At 28.9% G+C, this 18646-nt stretch carries 17 protein-coding genes; all 17 read left to right on the top strand.

Annotated features, from left to right (window positions below):
- Positions 1–12 precede the first annotated feature (12 nt).
- Entirely contained in the window at positions 13–282 is a 270-nt protein-coding gene (fliQ, locus tag JW646_RS03605; protein ID WP_018589231.1) for a flagellar biosynthesis protein FliQ, read from the top strand.
- 3 nt (positions 283–285) lie between these two features.
- Complete coding sequence (locus JW646_RS03600; protein ID WP_074918558.1) at positions 286–2118, top strand: fused FliR family export protein/FlhB family type III secretion system protein; 1833 nt, start codon at positions 286–288, stop codon at positions 2116–2118.
- 22 nt (positions 2119–2140) lie between these two features.
- Positions 2141–4195 (top strand): flagellar biosynthesis protein FlhA, encoded by a 2055-nt coding sequence (gene flhA, locus JW646_RS03595; RefSeq protein ID WP_074918556.1) that lies wholly within the window; start codon positions 2141–2143, stop codon positions 4193–4195.
- 18 nt (positions 4196–4213) lie between these two features.
- Positions 4214–4927 (top strand): sigma-70 family RNA polymerase sigma factor, encoded by a 714-nt coding sequence (locus JW646_RS03590; RefSeq protein ID WP_083399351.1) that lies wholly within the window; start codon positions 4214–4216, stop codon positions 4925–4927.
- A gap of 12 nt (positions 4928–4939) precedes the next feature.
- A complete protein-coding gene (locus tag JW646_RS03585) occupies positions 4940–5710 on the top strand; it encodes a flagellar hook-basal body complex protein (protein ID WP_074918552.1) in 771 nt (256 codons plus the stop codon).
- A gap of 17 nt (positions 5711–5727) precedes the next feature.
- A complete protein-coding gene (locus JW646_RS03580) occupies positions 5728–6489 on the top strand; it encodes a flagellar hook-basal body complex protein (RefSeq protein ID WP_074918550.1) in 762 nt (253 codons plus the stop codon).
- A gap of 21 nt (positions 6490–6510) precedes the next feature.
- On the top strand, positions 6511–7398 hold the full coding sequence (locus JW646_RS03575; RefSeq protein ID WP_074918548.1) for a flagellar motor switch protein FliM: 888 nt from the start codon (positions 6511–6513) through the stop codon (positions 7396–7398).
- Positions 7399–7401: 3 nt separating this feature from the next.
- Positions 7402–7665 carry a flagellar motor switch protein FliN gene (gene fliN / locus JW646_RS03570; protein WP_018589238.1) on the top strand — a complete coding sequence of 88 codons (264 nt, stop codon included), beginning with the start codon at positions 7402–7404 and terminating at the stop codon, positions 7663–7665.
- 28 nt (positions 7666–7693) lie between these two features.
- On the top strand, positions 7694–8824 hold the full coding sequence (locus JW646_RS03565; protein ID WP_074918546.1) for a hypothetical protein: 1131 nt from the start codon (positions 7694–7696) through the stop codon (positions 8822–8824).
- A 166-nt stretch (positions 8825–8990) separates the two neighbouring features.
- A complete protein-coding gene (locus JW646_RS03560; protein WP_074918544.1) occupies positions 8991–10706 on the top strand; it encodes a methyl-accepting chemotaxis protein in 1716 nt (571 codons plus the stop codon).
- A 215-nt stretch (positions 10707–10921) separates the two neighbouring features.
- Entirely contained in the window at positions 10922–12694 is a 1773-nt protein-coding gene (locus JW646_RS03555; RefSeq protein WP_228416634.1) for a methyl-accepting chemotaxis protein, read from the top strand.
- A gap of 216 nt (positions 12695–12910) precedes the next feature.
- Entirely contained in the window at positions 12911–15058 is a 2148-nt protein-coding gene (locus JW646_RS03550; protein ID WP_074918541.1) for a chemotaxis protein CheA, read from the top strand.
- A gap of 30 nt (positions 15059–15088) precedes the next feature.
- Complete coding sequence (locus JW646_RS03545) at positions 15089–16144, top strand: protein-glutamate methylesterase/protein-glutamine glutaminase (protein ID WP_074918540.1); 1056 nt, start codon at positions 15089–15091, stop codon at positions 16142–16144.
- Between the two features lie 29 nt (positions 16145–16173).
- A complete protein-coding gene (locus JW646_RS03540) occupies positions 16174–16788 on the top strand; it encodes a chemotaxis protein CheC (RefSeq protein ID WP_074918539.1) in 615 nt (204 codons plus the stop codon).
- Between the two features lie 9 nt (positions 16789–16797).
- A complete protein-coding gene (locus JW646_RS03535) occupies positions 16798–17277 on the top strand; it encodes a chemotaxis protein CheD (protein WP_074918538.1) in 480 nt (159 codons plus the stop codon).
- A gap of 21 nt (positions 17278–17298) precedes the next feature.
- Positions 17299–17781, top strand: coding sequence for a chemotaxis protein CheW (locus JW646_RS03530; RefSeq protein WP_148557946.1), 483 nt, complete (start codon positions 17299–17301; stop codon positions 17779–17781).
- Positions 17765–18577 carry a CheR family methyltransferase gene (locus tag JW646_RS03525; protein ID WP_083399350.1) on the top strand — a complete coding sequence of 271 codons (813 nt, stop codon included), beginning with the start codon at positions 17765–17767 and terminating at the stop codon, positions 18575–18577. The genes JW646_RS03530 and JW646_RS03525 overlap by 17 nt, the downstream gene beginning before the upstream one ends.
- The last annotated feature ends 69 nt before the right edge of the window (positions 18578–18646 follow it).

Here is an 18646-nt window from a genome sequence, read left to right as displayed (position 1 = left end):
GAGGAAAGTAGTATGTCAGAAAATATGGTAATGAGTATAGTAAAAGAAGCATTATATACAAGCATGTTAGTTGGGGGACCTATTTTAATTTTATCGTTGTTAGTTGGTTTGCTTGTAAGTATATTTCAAGCAACGACACAAATTCAGGAACAAACACTAACATTTGTTCCAAAAGTAATAGTAATAGCATTAACATTGGCACTAGGTGGAAATTGGATGTTAAATGAGATTATTAAATTTACAACTAAGATTATGAATATGATAGCTGTTATAAAGGGATAAAAAATGTTATTCATATTTATTAGAGTAATAACATTTTTCTCTTCTCTTAATATTTTATTTCCATCAGGAACCCCAAACACTTTTAAAGTATGCTTTTCAATATTAATGTCTATTATAATATCCTCTGGCGTTAATATTGATGTCAATGTACTTAATACATTTGACTTAATTAGATTAGTAGCAATGGAAACTGTAAATGGATTACTTTTAGGTTATATAACAAACTTATGTTTTAATAGCTTGAAAATAGCAGGTAGTTTAATTGACCAGCAAATAGGCTTGTCAATGAGTAGTATTTACGACCCAAATAGCAAAGAACAAGCAACTTTGATAGAAAATCTTATGTACTGGATGGGTATAATTATATTCTTTAGTATGAACGGTCACCACAAATTAATAATAGGCATACAGCAAAGTTTTCACTTAATAAAAATAGGTGAAAATTTAATACAAAATAATTTTTACTACATTATACATGTATTTGTACAGTGTTTTACTATAGGATTTAAAATTGCAGTTCCGGTCATATTATCACTTATATTTACAGATTTAATAATGGGGCTTATATCTAGAAGTGTACCCCAATTAAATGTAATGATAATAGGAATGCCTTTGAAGATGCTAGTTGGGGTGGTTTTCTTTATGATAGCACTTCCGTTTGTAATAACAGAAATACATAACTTATTAAATAAAATACCAGATATATTAGATGGAACCCTAAGTATGGTTAATGGTGATATGATGACATCACTTGGGCCAGTAGGTATAGTACTATCAATGGGTGGTGACAAAACAGAAGAACCTACAGCAAAGAAAAAAAGAGATGCTAGAAAAAAAGGTAATATTGCAAAAAGTAAAGAAGTAACAACCGCTATAACTCTAGTGGCTATGCTAATAATAATTTTTACTATGTCTGATTATATAATATTAGAGATTAAAAATTCTATGATTAACTTACTTAGTAGTAATTTTAGCTTAAACTTTGATAGTGGGGTAATGTTAAATTCACTTGGAAGTAAGATTTTACTTTCATTTATGAAAATATTTTTACCAATAGGATTTATCATAATGATATTTGGCGTAATCGGAAATCTTATTCAATCAGGTATGTTATTTACAGGAGAAGGACTTAAACCACAATTTTCAAAGTTAAATCCAATAAATGGATTTAAAAATATGTTTTCCCTTAAAGCTTTAGGGACTTTAGTTAAAAGTGTAGCTATTATAGGTGTATTATTATATATCGGTTATTCTTTTATGAATAAAAACTTTGAAGGAATTATGAAAAGTGCAGATATTTATCTTCCATATCTTTTAAATACAATAATTGAACTTATAAAATCATTACTTGGAAGAATATGTTTAGCTGTTGTTTTAATAGCCGTAGTAGATTATGGATATCAACGATTTACTCATAATAAAGAGTTAAAAATGACTAAGCAAGAAGTAAAAGAAGAATATAAACAGATGGAGGGAGATCCTCAAGTAAAAGGAAAAATAAAACAAAAACAAAGAGAAATATCTAATCGTAGAATGATACAAGCAGTGCCTAGTGCAACAGTTATTGTAACAAATCCTACACACATATCTATAGCAATTAAGTATGAAAAAGGGATAGATTCTACTCCAAGAGTAGTTGCAAAGGGGGCAGATGTTGTAGCATTTAAGATAAGAGAAGTTGCTAAAGAACATGATATACCAATTATTGAAAATAAACCACTTGCAAGACTTATATATAAAGAGGTTGATATAGATAAGGAAATACCAGAAGAAATGTATCAAGCAGTGGCAGAAGTATTGGTTGCAGTTTATAAAATCAAAAACAAATATAAATAGTTATTAAAGAGGTTAAAAATAGATGGAAAAATTAAATTATAATAAACGATTTGACGTAATAGTTGGATTTGGAATAATTGGTATTGTTTTAATGATAATAATACCTTTACCGACATTTTTACTAGATATAATGCTAGCAATAAATATATCATTTGCAGTATTAATATTACTATTAACTCTTTTATCAACTGATATATTACAATTATCAATATTTCCAACAATATTGCTTGTTACCACATTATTTAGAATAGCCCTAAATATATCGTCAACAAGATTAATATTAGGGCAAGGTTATGCAGGAAATGTAATAGAGGCCTTTGGTAGTTTCGTTGTTGGGGGAAATTATGTAGTAGGGGTAATTATATTCTTGATTATAGTAATTATCCAAATGGTAGTTATAACTAGTGGATCAAGTAGAGTATCAGAAGTTTCTGCAAGATTTACATTGGATGCAATGCCAGGTAAACAGATGAGTATAGATGCAGACTTAAATGCTGGAATGATAGATGAGAAGACAGCAAGAGAAAGAAGAAGAAAACTACAACAAGAAGCAGGGTTTTATGGGGCTATGGATGGTGCTTCAAAATTCGTAAAAGGTGATGCAATAGCAGGAATAATTATAACTTTAATAAATGTACTAGCAGGTATGGTAATTGGAGTTATGATGCTAGATATGAGTTTTTCAGATGCGGTCCAAACATATATAAGACTTACAATAGGTGATGGACTTGTGAGTCAAATACCAGCATTATTGATATCTGTTTCAGCAGGTATGTTAGTTACGAGAGCTGATAGCGATGAAAACTTTGGTAATTTATTTGGAAAACAGTTAATGTCTATTCCAAAAGCTATAGCCATGACAGGGGCAGTATTAATCGTAATGGGATTTATTCCAGGACTTCCTAAACTATCATTTTTTGCTCTAGGATTAGGAGCAATATTAATTGCATTTTTATTAAATAAAGAGGAAAAAGAAAATCAAAGGGTGTTAGAAAATGAAGTATTAGAAAAAAATGATGCACCACCTAGTATAGAAAATGCTGAGGATGTATCTAGTTATATAAATGTTGAGCCAATTGAGGTAGAGATTGGATATGGTTTAATACCACTGGTTGATGAATCTAGTGGAGGGGACTTACTTCAAAGAATTATATCAGTAAGAAAGCAATGTGCTATAGATATGGGAATAATAGTTCAGCCAATTAGAATAAGAGATAATTTACAACTTAATCCAAATCAATATAGCATAAAGATTAAAGGAAACGTTGTTGCAGTATACGACTTAATGCCTAATATGTTACTTTGTATGAATCCTATGGGACTTGCTATGGATATTGATGGAATACAAACAAAGGAACCAACATTTGGAATTGATGCACTGTGGATAAAAAAAGAAAAGGCAGAAGAAGCAGAACTGTGTGGATTCACTATTGTTGACCCAACGACTATATTAGTTACTCACTTACTTGAAATAATAAAAAGTAAATCTCATGAGTTGGTTGGAAGACAAGAAGTTAAAGAAATAATAGATGTGACTAAAGAGAGATATAGCGCAGTTGTAGATGAGTTAATACCAGATTTATTGACTTTAGGTGAAGTACAAAAAGTATTCCAAAACTTACTTAGAGAGAAAGTAGCCATTAAGGATAGGGTTACGATCTTAGAAACACTAGCAGATCATGCAAGAAATACTCGTGATATAGAACTTTTAACAGAATATGTAAGAATGGCAATGAGTAGAAGTATATGTTCAGACTTAGTGGATGAAAACAATTCTATGACTGTTGCAACACTATCTTTAGAATTAGAAAATATGATTAGCAATAATCTACAAAGATCTGTAAATGGAACTTATCCAGCAATTGATCCAGATACTACAAATTATATATTTAAAAATATACAAAATATAACTGAAGATATAAGTTTCAATAATAGACCTATATTATTGGTATCTCCAAAAATAAGGGCACCATTTAGAAAGTTAATAGAAATGGTATTTCCAAACGTAGTAATTTTATCACTTAATGAAGTACCAAGTGATATACAGATAAAATCTCAAGGAGTAGTTTGTATATAGTTAAGGGGGGAATATATAGTGAACACACATGAACAAGAAGAACTTATTGTAAATAATATGTCTCTTGTGAGGCACATAGCATCAAAATACTACACAAATAGAATTGGAATGGAATATGAAGATTTAGTAAGTTATGGAGTAATGGGGTTAATTGATGCAAGTACAAAGTTCGATAAAAATAGAGGTGTAAAATTTTCAACATTTGCATCTATTAGAATATCATCATATATAATTGATGAAATAAGAAGGCATTCCCCTATTTCTAGAACTTACACAAGTAAAATAAAAGAATATAATAAATGTGTTGAGGATTTACAAAATACCTACTATAGGCAACCTAGTTTGGAAGAAATATCAAAATATATGAATATATCTATAAAAGAAGCAAATGACATAAAATTGAAGATGATGAAAAGAAGTAATGTATCTTTGGACGGAGTAATATACGAAGATGAAAGTGAAGTTAAACTTATAGATACAATAAAAGAAAAAGAAGAACAATCACCTAGTGCTATTATTGAAAAGCAAGAGCTTCAAGAAGTAATGGCAAAGGCAATAGATAATTTAAAAGAAAAGGATAAATTAGTATTATCCCTTTATTATTATGAAGAGATGACATTAAAAGAAATAGGACTAGTTTTAGGAGTATCAGAATCGAGGGTATCACAGCTAAATACAAGGGCAATTTCAAATTTAAGAGCAGAGATGAAAAGAATAAAATATATAGATTAAGAAGGGGAAAATATGTTAAGAGGATTATATACATCAGTATCATCAATGTTAACACTTCAATCTAGGCAAGGTATTATTACTAATAATTTAGCTAATATAAATACTACAGGATATAAACAAGAAACTTTGCTTGGTAAGAGCTTTGATGAAGTTATGCTATCAAATAATGATAATTACAAAAATGGAAAAGCAAATAAGCAGATATTAGGAAATATGAGTTTTGGTGTAAGGATTGATGATACATTTACTAACTACAGCCAAGGAACTAATGTTTCAACGGAAAATAATATGGATTTTGCAATAGAGGGTAATGGATTTTTTGAAGTTATGGATAATCAAAATAATAGGTATTATACAAGAAATGGTGATTTTAGCGTTGATGCACAAGGATATTTAATAACAAGCTCAGGTCATTATGTTTTAGGGGTTAATAATACAACTGGAGCAACAGAACGTATTAATGTAGGTAATAACACTATGTCTGTTACTTCAGATAATGCAATTAATATTAATGGTCAAGAAAGATATAGATTTAGAGTAGTTGATTTTCAAAACTACGATAACTTAGAAAATACTGGGAATGGAGTTTATACAGGTACAAATCCAAACAATGCCACAAATTTTAATGTAAAGCAAGGTTACTTAGAAAGTTCAAATGTAGATTCTATAAATTCAGCAGCTTTACTTATGGAAACTGTAAAAGAATTTGAAGCTAACCAAAAAGTTGTGCAAGCAATGGATTCTATACTATATAAAATAGCTAATGAAATAGGAAGAGTATAAGATATGGGGGAAAGAATATGTACAATATATTACGTGCTAGCACATCTGGTATGATTGCAAATCAAGAAAAAATAAATATTGCATCTAATAATATAGTAAACTCTCAAACAACAGGTTATAAAAAATTAGATGTAGGATTTTTAGACTTATATACCAAATCTTTAGAGAGTAATTATAATCCTCATAGTTCAAATGGTAGTTTGACAGGTACAGGGACAAAAATAGCACAAGCAACTAGGAATATGGTTCAAGGACCTTTGAAAAATACTGGTATAGATACTAATTTAGCCATAGATGGAGAAGGTTATTTTTGCCTTATTCGACCTGATGGGACTCATTGCCTTACAAGAAATGGAGATTTTAGTTTAGATGCAAATGGAACCTTAGTTGATGCAAATGGCAATAGAGTAGATATTACATACACTAATGGATACAACAGAGGAAATGTTGACTTATCAGATGGAAAATTAAATATAAATAAAGAAGGACAAATATACCTAGACGACAAAATGGTGGGAAGAATTAATTTATATGTTACAGAAGGTACAAATGATTTGATTTCAGTCGGTGATAGTTTATTTGCTTTAAAAGAGGGAGCAGATATGTATGCATATAATGAAGCAGATATTAGACAGGGACATGTTGAAATGTCTAATGTGAATTTATCAAGTGAAATGACTGACTTAATTACGGTACAAAGAGCATTTCAATTTAATAGTAAGGGTATACAGGCTGTAGATGAGATGTGGAGTATGATTAATAATCTTCAGTCAAGATAAGAAAGGTAAAAGGAAAATACTATGGTACAGGATATAAAAAAATATGATTTTAAAAAACCTCAAAGATATTCTTCCGACAATATGAGATTCGTATCTGTTATCGCAGAGGAATTTTGTAAAAATATTAATATATTTATGAATTATGAATTAAAACAAAAAGATATAGTTTGTAAAGTAGAAAAGATAGAACAAACAAACTATGAAGAATTTACAAACATGGTAACTTCTGATTCTGTTATAGTAGAACATGCAATTCAGCCTTTAGTAAGTGGTCTTATATATCAAATAGATAAAGGTATAGCTCTTACCTTTATAGATTGTATGTTAGGTGGAGATGGTAAATTTGACGATTATACAAGAGAACTTACAGAAATTGATAAACAGTTAATTCATCATGCGAGTGAAAATTTTTTGACAAAACTTCATGTAGTTGAAGGGTGTGAATACAGAGAAGTCTTAGAGGTTCACTTAAACCTTGGCTCTAGTAAAAAATATCCAGTAAGTGAGTCAGTTTTAATTGCTCACATGAAAATGATGCATGATGATAAAGAAGTAGGAAAAATGAGATTTTGTAAGCCGTATAGCTGTATGGAACCAATATTACCACAATTAGAAACAAAAAAACTTTTTAAAAGTAAAAATATTGATTATGACTTTGAATTTACAAATGCAATATATAATAATGTTTACGCGGCTAGTACAGATATTGTAGCCCTATTAGGTAAAGCTGAGATTAAAGTTCAGGAATTATTAGACTTAAACGTTGGAGATGTAATAAAGTTAGATTCCAAAATAGAGGAAGAAATAGAACTTTATATTGCAGGATCAAAATCTTTTAAATGTAAACCAGGCTTAATAGAAAATAAAAGAGGTGTGGTAATTGTTGATAGCATTGGTAAGGAGGAATAAAGTATGGCAGAAAATTTTGATAGAGTTTTAGATATAGAATTAGAGATAAGTACAGTATTAGGAAGAACTAAGATGACATTAAAGGATGTTTTTGAACTTACAAAAGGATCTTTAATAGAGTTAGACACGCTAGAAAATCAGGAACTTGAAATATTTGTAAATGGAAGAAAAATTGGTTATGGAGAGGCTGTGATCGTAGATCAAAATTTTGGGATAAGAATAACAAGTATTCTAGGAGAAGAAGAGCTTGTTAAAACTTTAGAATAATATCTACATAGCAAAGGATGGAAAATTTATGGCGAAAATGTTAAAGAGTAAATATAATAGTACAGGTGAACGATGTGTAGATGCTTGTTTAAATTATGGAGAACTTAGATATGTTAATAAAGATGGATCGCCTATAAAAATAGAAATACCTTGTGACAAATATGAAGAAGCTATAAGTGATTTCTTGGAAAGAATTAAAGAGGGTTTGACTGTAGATCCGGATATAGATCCAAGTAAAGTTTTAAAGAGGGGTACTATAACATATAATCAAGCAAAAGATATATCATATGAAGGAAGAATTAAGGGAATAGAGATATTTGCGATAGATGAAAGTATAGAGTGTGAACATATTCTAGGAATATCTGGAAGTATAGAGTACGCATTAGCAATATGGAATGGAGACAGCAAAGAAAGTGCATTAAAAAAATCAATAATAAGAGCCGTTACAGTGTATGGTGAAGATTTTATAAAGGAGTTAGAATTAACTGATATAATAGGCGAGGATGAATGTAGCAGATTTTGTGACAAAATTAACTACTTAAAAAAAGTAAATAATTTAGATTTATATAAACCATTAGATGTTATGATAGATGATGATATTGGTGAAGATGATGATCTAAAAACAAAGAAAAAACTAATGAAAAATATAAAAACAGCCTCATTAATTGGAGGATTAACATTAGCAATTATAATAATACAGATAATAACTAATGGTGGCACTTTTAAGGATAATCTATATTTATTTTTACCTATTTTTATAATATCTTTTGCAATGAGTATATTAGTAGTATTTTATTTAAAGATAAGTAAATATATAACTGAGCAATATGTTAAAAATAAGGGCCAAACAATAATGGAAATGTTTAATGAAGAGCTGGAAAGAATAACATATGATAATATATTAACGGAAAAAGAATGCAAAGTTATTTTACATAATATAACTAAAGGAGAAATTTCAAAACTACTGTCAGAAATGAAAGGTAGCGTAAATAAAAAAGTATCATGTAATGCATTAGTTAAAAATGAAACACGATTTATATTAGATGAAAGAAAAAGTATTATATTGCCAAGCGAGATTGAAGTTAAAAAATGTATGGAAAAGTTTATGCTTTCGTATAAAGAAAAATTTAGTAAAGAGGAAACTATAAAAACTACTTAAATAATAAAGTGTATAAGGAAAATAAAATTTAACTTATGCACTTTTTTTAGTAAAAAAATATTTTTATTGAAAATTGGTGTTAAATAAATGAAAAAGTATCCGTAGAATTAATAAAATGAAATAATAAGGTAAATAAATTTTGACAAAAAATATAGGGGAGAAAAAAATGAATAGAAGATTTACAAACTTAAAAATTGGGAAAAAAATGGTTTTGGGTTTTGGAATGTTATTAATAGCTTTCGCAATTATAGGCACATTATCCTTGAGGAATTTAAGAGTAGTAGGGGGGCATACAGTTGATTTATTTGAAGGACCATATCAATTAACAAATGAAGCTATGGCAATTAGAAGGGGGATTACTTCTGTTGATCAAAATATAGCTTATGCATTGGTTCAAAAAGATATTTCAAATTTTGAAGCACCTATTAATGAATATTTTAATGATTTATATGAAAGAATAGAGAAAATAAAAAATAATCCTGAAGCAGATATTGATTTAGCTAAAAAATTAGAAACTTCAGTTGGGAATTTTAAACAAGAATATGAAAAAATAAAGGGCGTTATAAATAATGGGAATACAAAAACAATAAATAAATTAATTGTTGATGAAAAAAGCGATTATTTTTTAGCTTATATGGATGTTGCAGAAAATGCAGGAACTCTTTACGATAATGAAATAGAAAAAGGAATTTTATTCAAAGAAAATGTTACTAAAAAGGTAAGAAAAGTTTGGGCAATATGTGTAGTAATGTCTACATGCACTATTATAGGCGCTATAGTAATAGGTATATATATTACAAGAAAAATAAGACAACCTATTGAAGAATTAGAAATTGCAGCAAATAAAATGTCACTAGGTGATTTTGATATTGAGATAGACTATGAATCAGAAGATGAACTAGGAAGTTTATCTAATAGTATGATATCAATGAGTAACACAATAAAAGCTATGATTGGTGATGTGGTTAATGTACTACAAGAAATTGCATCAGGTAATTTTGATGTTGAGCCTAAAGTAGAATATATTGGAGTATTTAATAGTATTGAAAAATCTTTAGAGCACATTACTAATGAATTAAGTGATACAATGTCACAAATAAATGTGGCATCAGACCAAGTTCAATCAGCATCAGATCAAGTTGCAAGTGGAGCACAAATGTTATCACAAGGTACTACAGAGCAGGCAGGATCAATAGAAGAGCTATCTGCAACTATAGCTGAGATATCAAATCAGGTAAAAGAAACAGCTAAAAATGCACAAGAAGCAAATGTATTGTATACAGATGCAGGTAGAGAAGTAAAAGATGGTAATGAAAAGATGAAGAATATGATCGTTGCCATGGATGAAATATCATCTACATCAAATGAAATAGGAAGAATAATAAAAACAATTGATGATATAGCTTTCCAAACTAATATATTGGCATTAAATGCAGCGGTAGAAGCAGCTAGGGCAGGAGAAGCTGGTAAGGGATTTGCAGTAGTGGCAGATGAAGTTAGAAATTTAGCGGAAAAATCAGCAGAAGCAGCTAAAAATACTTCAACATTAATAGAAAATTCTATAAATGCAGTTGAAAATGGTACTAGTATAGTTGATAATACATCTCAATCTTTACAAAGAATACTGGATAAAACTAATAAAGTAGTATCTTTACTTGATAGAATAGCAAAAGGATCTGAAGAAGAATCAGATGCCATTAATCAAGTTACTCTAGGATTAGAACAAATTTCAGCAGTAGTTCAAACAAACTCAGCAACAAGTGAGGAAAGTGCGGCTGCAAGTGAAGAACTAAGTGGACAAGCTCAAATACTAAAATCTTTAATAGATGATTTTAATTTAAAAAACAAAAGTGATGATACAGTTTTAGATTTTAATATTTAAATATTATAACTAATTAGAATCTTAAATACATTTATTTATAATAAAAAAGCTGGTTTCTTAATCAATGAAGAAACCAGCTTTTTGTTTTGATTTAACAATCAACAATAAAATTTTTATATATAGTTGTTTATTATTTTAATAAAGTAAATTATGATTTTTCCGTATATTATAAAAGGTTTAAAATTGTAGAGGGGAAAGTTATGGAGGAATAAATTATGAAACAATTTAGTTTAAAAGAATTTGATTTTAAAGATATGAAAATTGGAAAAAGATTGGGAATGGCATTTGCTATTGTACTTATAATGTCGACCCTAGCATGTGTTTATGCACTGAACAATTTGAAGAAAGCTGGAGAAATGTCGCATAGTATTTATACAGGACCATATCAACTTACAAATCAATCTATGGGAATACGTAGAGATTTATTATCAATATCAAGACAAATTAATAGGGGGTTTGCACTTAAAGAACAAGAAGAGCCAAGAAAAATAATTTTAAAAGATTTTGAAAGCATAAGTGAACGAATAGGAATAATTAATAATACACCTACAACAAATAATGTTATAAAAGAAGATGTGAAAAAGCTGGAAAAAGAAATAAGCTTAGTTAAAGAAGAATATGAAGAAATATATAAAGAAACAAAAAAAGAAAATTTTAGTGGATCATTATCAGATATAGATCTTAGTGAATATACAGCGTTATTTAATAGTTGCACTCAAACTTCCGAAGAAGTGTATGATGAAGCTGAAAATGCTGCTAAAGAATACGATGGCATGGTGTCAAGTAGTGTGAAAAAAGCAGCAATAATAGCACTGGTACTTTTGTTAATAGCAATTGGAATTGGTATAGTAGTGTGTATAAAAATTACAAAGAAAATTAAAGAACCAATAGAAGAAATAGAAATAGCTGCAAATAAAATGGCTGAAGGTGATTTTAATATAGATATAACTTATGAATCACAAGATGAATTGGGTGTCTTATCTGAAAGTATGCGTAAGATGAGTAAGGAAATAAATGTAGTTGTTGAAGATGCTGTTGACATATTAAATGAAGTTTCAACAGGTAACTTTAATATAGAACCTAAGGTGAAATATATAGGTATATTTAGCCATATTGAAAATTCTTTAAAGAAAATTACAAATGAGCTAAGTGATACAATGTCACAAATATTTGCAGCATCACAAGAAGTTGAAACAGCATCAGAACAAGTGGCAAGTGGAGCACAAATGTTATCACAAGGGACAACAGAGCAAGCTGGTGCCATAGAAGAATTATCAGCTACAATAGTTGAAATATCTAATAAAATTAAAAATACAGCAAAAAATGCAGGGGATGCTAACGAGCTATCAATAAGCGCAGGACAAGAAGTGGAAGAAGGAAATGGTAAAATGAAGGAAATGGTAAATGCTATGGAAAAGATATCCTTCACATCTAATGAAATAGGAAGAATAATTAAAACTATAGATGACATAGCATTCCAAACAAATATATTAGCATTAAATGCAGCTGTTGAAGCAGCAAGAGCAGGTGAAGCTGGTAAAGGATTTGCAGTAGTAGCAGATGAGGTTAGAAATCTGGCAGCAAAATCAGCAGAAGCAGCAAAAAATACAGCAACATTAATAGAAAATTCTATAAAGGCAGTGGATAATGGAAGTTTAATAGTTGATAATACAGCAGAGTCACTACAAAGAATAATAGATAAAATTTATCAAGTTATTGTTTTAATAGATGATATTGCAAAAGGATCAGATGAAGAATCAAATGCAATTACTCAAGTAACTTTAGGAGTAGAACAAATTTCACAAGTAGTTCAAACAAACTCAGCAACAAGTGAGGAAAGTGCAGCTGCAAGTGAAGAATTAAGTGGACAAGCTCAATTATTAAAATCACTTATTGATAGATTTAATTTAAAAGAAGATTCTAATTTTAATGATACTATAAATTTCGAAGATAATTTAAATATCAATAACAACTCACTAAATTTCTAAAAATATTTTAGATATTAATATATAAAATTGAAAACTAAAATTGATTTAAATACTGATAAAGTAATTTATTTATAAAACTAAAGAATAAAATTGTTTATCCGTATAGTATATAAATGAATTATGGAAAAAGATTATATTTAATTTGATTTAATAGTTGTATTAAATAACAATGAAAAAATTAAACCTATTAAATTTTTATTATAAAAGGAGACAGATATGAGTGGAATAGATTCTATGAATGAATTTTATGTGCAAGAAAACATGCAGCTATTAGAGCAATTAGAAGAAATTTTACTTGTAGATCATTCAGATACTGGAGGATTGGCAAAGGAAGAAATTGAAGAAATTTTTAGGGCTATGCATACGATAAAAGGTTCTTCTGCCATGATGGGATATGATAGTTTAACAACTCTAACACATTGTATAGAAGATGTATTTGATGAAATACGTAAAGGTCTTGAGGTTTCTGCTGAAAAATGGGAACAAATAATAGATGTTGTATTACTAATTATTGATTTTCTTAAAGAAGAAATTTCTAATATTCAGCAAGGGTTGCTTCCAGAATCAAGTATAGATGAGCTACACGATAAAGTTTTAAACTTATTGAAAGATAATGAAAAAGACAGTGATGAAAGTGCATTAGATATGGACTTTAATTTAGTTGAAGAAGATATAAATCATCAAACTAAAGAAGATAATGATGAAAGTGAACTAATAGGCAGTGAAAAAAAATATTGTATAAAAGTGTTATTTGAAAATGGATGTGGAATGGAAGGCATAAGGGCACTGGGTGTAACAACATCAATAGAAGATTTATGTACTATAAATGAGACTATACCTGCAGATTTAATGGGAGATTGTGATGAAGAAATAATTAAAGATGGATTTACTATGTATGTAAAAACTGAAAATGATAAATCTGCCTTAGAAAAATGTCTTCAAGAAACAATGTTTTTAAAGACTTTACAAATTACTGAAATTTCTAAATCTGCAAATAAAGTAGAAGAAATTAAAGAAGTTGATTTAAAGCATGATGAAGAAGTAGAAATTGCTACTGATACGAAAGAAAAAGAAGTAGAAATTGTAGAAACAAGTACTGAAATAAATAAAATTAATGAAGATTTAAAGAGTAATAAAGATAATCATAAAGAAGTTGAAGATAATAAAAAAGATAAAGCAAGTCATACAAAAAAAGAAAATAAAAATAGCTATTTAACAGTTAATATAGACAAGATAGATAGTCTTATGAATTTAGTAGGAGAAATAGTAACAACTGAATCTATGGTTGAAAAACAATCTCAATTAGAAAATTTTGATCCAGACAATTTTGAAAAACAGGCAAGAAGACTACATCAGTTAACTAATGAATTACAAGATGTTGTAATGTCTATTCGTATGGTACCTATATCATCAACTTTTACTAAAATGCAAAGAGTTGTAAGAGATATGAGTAAAAAAACTGGTAAAAAGGTTGATTTGGTATTACTAGGAGAACAAACAGAAGTAGACAAAAATATATTAGAAAATATATCAGATCCTTTAATGCATATGGTAAGAAATAGTATGGATCACGGAATTGAAACTCCAGAGGAAAGAAAAAACACAATAAAACCAGAAAAAGCAACTGTAACATTAGAAGCAAAAAATACTGGTGGAGATATTCTAATAATAATAAAAGATGATGGAAGAGGCTTAAATAAAGAAACAATTGTTAATAAAGCAATAGAAAAAGGAGTAACTAGCAAGAGTATTAATGAAATTAGTGATAAAGAAGCATACAATTTCATATTAGCACCAGGATTTTCTACAAAAGAAGCTGTAACTGAGTATTCAGGTAGGGGTGTAGGTATGGATGTTGTCTATACCAATATTCGTAAATTAAGAGGTTCTATTAGTATAGATAGTGAGTATGGAAAAGGAACTACATTTACAATACGTATTCCGCTGACATTAGCCATAGTAGATGGTATGAAAATTAAAAATGATGATGAAACATATATTATTCCTTCACTTAACATAAAAGAAGTATTTAGGTATGGTGCTTATGATATTGTTGAAAATCCAAATGGAGAAGAACATAGTATCATAAGGGGAAATTGTTATAAAATTTGTAGATTATCAAAAATTTTAGGGTTAAGTGATATAAAAAAAGAAGATGGAATTATGATTTTAGTAGAATCAGAGATGGGTAATATATGCTTAATTGTAGACAGTATTTTAGGGCAGCAACAAGTGGTAATCAAACCAATACCTACAATACTAACTCAATTTACAGGAGTACAATCTTATTTGGCAGGATGTTCTATTTTAGAAGATGGCTCTATTAGCCTTATACTAGATGTTAATGCTATGATACATAGATAGGATATACTAATACAAAAGGAGAAAGAGTAAATGGATAAAAAAATAAAAGTATTAGTAATTGATGATTCGATTATATTTAGACGTGTTATATCTAAGTACCTTCAAGAAGATCCAGATCTAGAAGTAGTAGAAACAGCTAAGGATTCTTATGATGCAAGGGACAAGATATTACAATATAGACCAGATGTATTAACATTAGATATAGAGATGCCAGGTGTTAATGGAATTGAATTTTTAAAGATTTTAATGAGTCAATGCCCAATACCGACAATTGTTATAAGTGGTGCAAATGACAAATGTTTTGAGGCTTTATCGGCTGGTGCAGTAGGATTTGTAGATAAACCAACATCAAGTACTATGAACGAATTTGCAATAGATTTAGCTACTAAAATAAAGGAAGCATCAGTAGCTAAATTAGATATAAAAAGTAATCTTACAAAGGTTATTAAACCAGTAGAGCAAAAAATAAACTCTAAAAAAACAACTAGGGTAATAAACAATAGTAATCAGATAGTTGCCATAGGAGCATCTATGGGAGGGGTAGAGGCAATAGGAAAAGTATTAAAAGAACTGCCTCTAGGTCTACCTGGAATTGTTATTACACAACATATGCCACCAGTCTTTACAAAGAGATATGCAGAACGTTTAAACAGAGAGTGCATAATTAATGTAAAAGAGGCAGAAAATGGAGAAATTATATTGCCTGGGAATGCATATATTGCTCCTGGTGGTTTGCAAATGGGTATTATAAAGAAAAATAATAAGTTTTTAATTCAAGTTAAGGAAGGCGATAAAGTTAGCGGTCATTGTCCATCAGTGGATTATTTATTTGAATCTGTGGCAAATGAGGCTAAAGAAAAAGCCGTAGCAGCAATTTTAACAGGAATGGGCTCTGATGGAGCAAGGGGATTATTAGAAATAAAAAAAGCTGGTGGATATACTATTGGTCAAAATAAACAATCATGCACTGTTTACGGTATGCCAATGGTAGCAAAGAATATGGGTGCGGTTATAAAGGAAACATCTTTAGATATGATTCCAAACGCAATACTAAATCAACTCAAAAGAAATGAAATGAGAAAATAATCTAAAGATTAGATAGAAAGAGGGTATATATGACAATTACTTGTGATAAATTAAATATATTTCGTGAAATTAGTAATATAGGATCTGGTAATGCTTCAACATCTTTAGCAACAATGTTAAATGAATTAGTAGATATTGGAATACCAAATAGTGATATGATTGAACTTGATGATATTACAAAGAGTTACGACTCTCCAGAAGAATTGGTAGTAGGAACAGTTTTACAACTTTCAGGAGATATGGAAGGTTTCATCATGGTTATCATGAAAATAGATTCTGCTTTTAATTTACTTTCAAAATTATCAGGCAAAGAAATTAATTATAATAAAGATGATTACGAAGAAATGTGTAAAGAATTAAGCTCCATGGGAGAAATCTGTAATATATTATGTGGAACATATTTAACAGCCATATCAGACATGACAAATTTAACTATAACTCCATCTATACCTCATTTTAGTATAGATATGGTAAGAGCAATAATGAATTTACCAATTTCATTATATGGGTTAGACTTTAGTTCAATACTTTGTATTGAAACAGACTTCTTTACTCAAGACAATGATATAGAAGGAAAGTATTATTTTATTCCTAATGTATCATCATGTACTAAGCTGTTGTCATCTTTAGGCTTTGCTGTGTAGGATTATATAATGGAAATGGTAGGTATAGCAGAGTATAAGATTGTAAGAGAGCCACAAAAAATTATGACTATAGGACTAGGATCATGTTGCGGCGTAGTCCTTTATGATGAAATAAATAAAATTGCAGGATTAGTGCATATTTTACTTTCTAACTCTCAAAACGAAAAAATGCTAGTAAATAAAGCAAAGTATGCTGACACAGGAATAGTTGCATTATATGAAGATATGAAAAAACTAGGAGCAAATTCTAGATTTATAAGGGCAAAGCTAGCTGGCGGTGCACATATGTTTAACTTTAATAATTCATCAAGCAGTGTATTTACTATTGGTGAAAAGAATGTAAAATCATGTAAAGAGACTTTAGCCAAACTAAATATTCCAATTATATCAGAAGATACATTGGGTACTTGTGGAAGAACAATTGTATTTGATACAAGAACTAATAAATTGCATGTAAAAAGTGTTGGTAAAGGTGAAAAGTTAATTTAATTAATAAGGGGGACAGTATCTATGTATGCAAATGATGTAGAATCAGAAAATAGAATAGATGATTTGTATATGGTTTTCGTCGTGAATAATCAAAAGTATGCGCTATCATCCAAATACATTATAGAAATTATAGAAATGTTACCAATAACAAAGGTACCATTCCTTCCAAAATACATGAAAGGTATTATAAATTTAAGAAGCACGATTATTCCGGTCATGGATGCTAGAATGAGATTTGATATAGAGCCTATAAATTATGATGAAAGAACTTGTATTATTATAATTGAAAATAATGATAACAAAATAGGATTAATAGTAGATACGGTAAATGAAGTAATTCATATTTCACCAGAACAAAATATGAATATGGACTCTAGTCAAGATGATGGAAAGAGTAACTTTATAAAATCTGTTAGTGAAATAAATAATGATGTACAATTAATACTAGATTGTGATTCATTAATGAAGATAGTTGAGGAAAATAATTATGCAGTTGAAGGATAGAGATTTTGCAAGGCTGAGAGATTTCATGTATAATAATTATGGAATTAATCTTGAAAATAAAAGGACACTAATAGAAACAAGACTACTAATGATGGTTAAACGATTAGGATTTTCTGATTACAACAGTTATATAGATAATTTGATGAAAGATAAAACAGGTGAACAGGTATCCATATTGGTAGAAAAATTAACTACGAATTATACATATTTTATGCGTGAAGAAATGCATTTTGATTTTTTAAAAGAAAATGTATTAATTCCAAGTTTAAAAAGACCACCACTTGGAGGGTTAAAAGTTTGGTCAGCAGCCTCATCAACAGGTGAAGAAGCTTATTGTATTGCCATGTTAGCTTCAAGTGTTTTAGGAATTAACTCAAGTCAAAGAATAGCTATAACAGCATCTGATATATCAAATAAAGTACTAAAACAAGCTAAAGATGGAATTTACTCTAATGACAAAATAGAAAAATTGCCATCAGCATGGGTACAAAATTATTTTAAAAAAATAGATGAAAAAAACTATGAGGTAAATCCAAATATAAAAAAGTTAGTAGAATTTAAATATTTTAATTTGAATAATAACTTAGGTTGGAGTAAGTCAAAATACGACGTTATTTTTTGTAGGAATGTAATGATTTATTTTGATAATATTACAAATCAAAAATTAATTAATAGATTATGTGATTCTCTAAAACCAGGCGGATACTTGATAATTGGAATGTCCGAAAGCTTATCTAATTTAAAGACTGATTTAAAAAGAGTAAAACCATCAGTATATAAAAAAAATAAAGTATAGTTTTTGAATCCTAAAAGAATTAAAATATAAGTATGAGTAAGTTAATAAAATGTATTTGAAACAATGGAG

This window comes from Terrisporobacter hibernicus, assembly GCF_020809405.1.
In the GTDB taxonomy this organism is placed as follows: domain Bacteria; phylum Bacillota; class Clostridia; order Peptostreptococcales; family Peptostreptococcaceae; genus Terrisporobacter; species Terrisporobacter petrolearius.
The sequence above is the reverse complement of the archived record's forward strand: the minus strand, read 5'-3'. Positions and strand labels throughout refer to the sequence as shown.